This is a genomic window from Streptococcus sp. HMSC062D07 (assembly GCF_001814215.1).
Lineage (GTDB): Bacteria > Bacillota > Bacilli > Lactobacillales > Streptococcaceae > Streptococcus > Streptococcus infantis_I.
The window spans coordinates 12361-14583 of the sequence record NZ_KV815333.1 but is presented as its reverse complement, the minus strand read 5'-3'; the positions used below and the strand labels follow the sequence as shown (position 1 = coordinate 14583).

1 pseudogene is annotated in these 2223 nt (G+C 42.7%); it reads left to right on the top strand.

Features of this window, described 5'->3' with window-relative positions:
- Window positions 1-2223 (top strand): annotated as a pseudogene (locus HMPREF2957_RS06535) (fibrillin); the annotation flags it as partial.

The window sequence follows — 2223 nt, the reverse complement described above, 5'->3', positions numbered from 1 at the left end:
TCAACGAAGATGTTCCAGCAACATTTGATGATGGTTCAACAACTAAGACAGTAGAAGGTGTTGGTGAATTTACGGTTGCAGCAGATGGAACAGTAACATTCGTTCCAGAACCAAACTTTGTAGGAACTGCACCAGCTGTGACAGTTGTCCGTGAAGATAAGAACGGAACAAAAGCTTCAGCAACCTACACACCAACTGTGACTCCAGTAACACCAACAGCAACACCAGTTGAAACTACAGATATCCAAGGTGCTACACAAACTGGTAAACCTGTATTTACTGAAGGTGATAGCCGTGTACCAATCAACGAAGATGTTCCAGCAACATTTGATGATGGATCAACAACTAAGACAGTAGAAGGAGTTGGTACATACACAGTAGCACCAGATGGAACAGTAACATTTGTCCCAGAAAAATCATTCGTTGGAACAGCACCAGCTGTGACAGTTGTCCGCGAAGATAAGAACGGAACAAAAGCATCAGCGACATACACACCAACAGTTGTAGGAGTAACACCAACTGCAACACCAGCAGAAACAAAAGATATTCAAGGTGCAACTCAAACAGGTAAGCCTGAATTCAAGGGTGGTACAGTTGAAGTTAACGGTGTTGAAAAGACTGTTCCAATCAACGAAGATGTTCCAGCAACATTTGATGATGGATCAACAACTAAGACAGTAGAAGGAGTTGGTACATACACAGTAGCACCAGATGGAACAGTAACATTTGTCCCAGAAAAATCATTCGTTGGAACAGCACCAGCTGTGACAGTTGTCCGCGAAGATAAGAACGGAACAAAAGCATCAGCGACATACACCCCAACAGTAACTCCTGTTAAACCAACTGCAACACCAGCAGAAACAACAGATATTCAAGGTAAAACACAAACAGGTAAACCTGAATTTACTGAGGGTGATAGCCGTGTACCAATCAACGAAGATGTTCCAGCAACATTTGATGATGGATCAACAACTAAGACAGTAGAAGGAGTTGGTACATACACAGTAGCACCAGATGGAACAGTAACATTTGTCCCAGAAAAATCATTCGTTGGAACAGCACCAGCTGTGACAGTTGTCCGCGAAGATAAGAACGGAACAAAAGCATCAGCGACATACACCCCAACAGTAACTCCTGTTAAACCAACTGCTGAAGATGCAACATCAACTGACAAACAAGGTCAAGAACAAACAGGTAAACCTAACTTTACAGAAGGTAACCCAAGCGTACCAATGGATGATGATGTTCCAGCAACATTTGAAGATGGATCAACAACTAAGACAATTCCAGGTGAAGGTACATACACAGTAGCACCAGATGGAACAGTAACATTTGTTCCAGAAAAATCATTCACAGGTAAAGGAACAGGTGTGACTGTTAAACGTGTTGACAAGAACGGTACGCCAGTAACGGCTAAGTACACCCCAACTGTAACTCCAGTAACACCAACAGCAACTCCGGCTGAATCAGAAGCACCTCAAGGTGTGGTTCAAACTGGTACTGTAACCTTCACAGAAGGTGATCCAGTTGCACCAATCGACAAAGATACCATTACTCTTCTTGACGAAAATGGTCAACCTGCTGCTTCTGTAGATGCTAAATCTCCAAGTGGTGAAGTTATTGGTACTTTCACAGTTGATAAAGAAACAGGTGTTGTAACCTTTACACCAACTGATAAGTCATACTCAGGTGAAGTAGTTCCAGTTAAAGTTCAAGCTAAGGATGCCAACGGCACTCCAGCTGAAACAACATACACACCTAAGATTACTCCAGTTGTTCCAACAGCTGATCCTACAACATCTACTGATATTCAAGGTCAAACACAAACAGGTAAACCAACATTCACACCAGGTAACCCAGATGTACCGATGGATGATGATACACCTGCAACCTTCGAAGATGGTTCAACAACTAAGGTAATTCCAGGTGAGGGAACTTACACAGTAGCCCCAGACGGAACAGTTACATTTGTACCAGAAAAATCATTCACAGGAACAGGAACAGGCGTGACTGTTAAACGTGTAGACAAGAATGGTACACCAGTTACAGCTAAGTACACACCAACTGTAACCCCAGTAACACCAACAGCGGAACCAGCAACATCAACAGATATTCAAGGTCAAACACAAACAGGTAAACCTAACTTTACAGAAGGTAACCCAAGTGTACCAATGGATGATGATACGCCAGCAACCTTCGAAGATGGTTCAACAACTAAGGTAA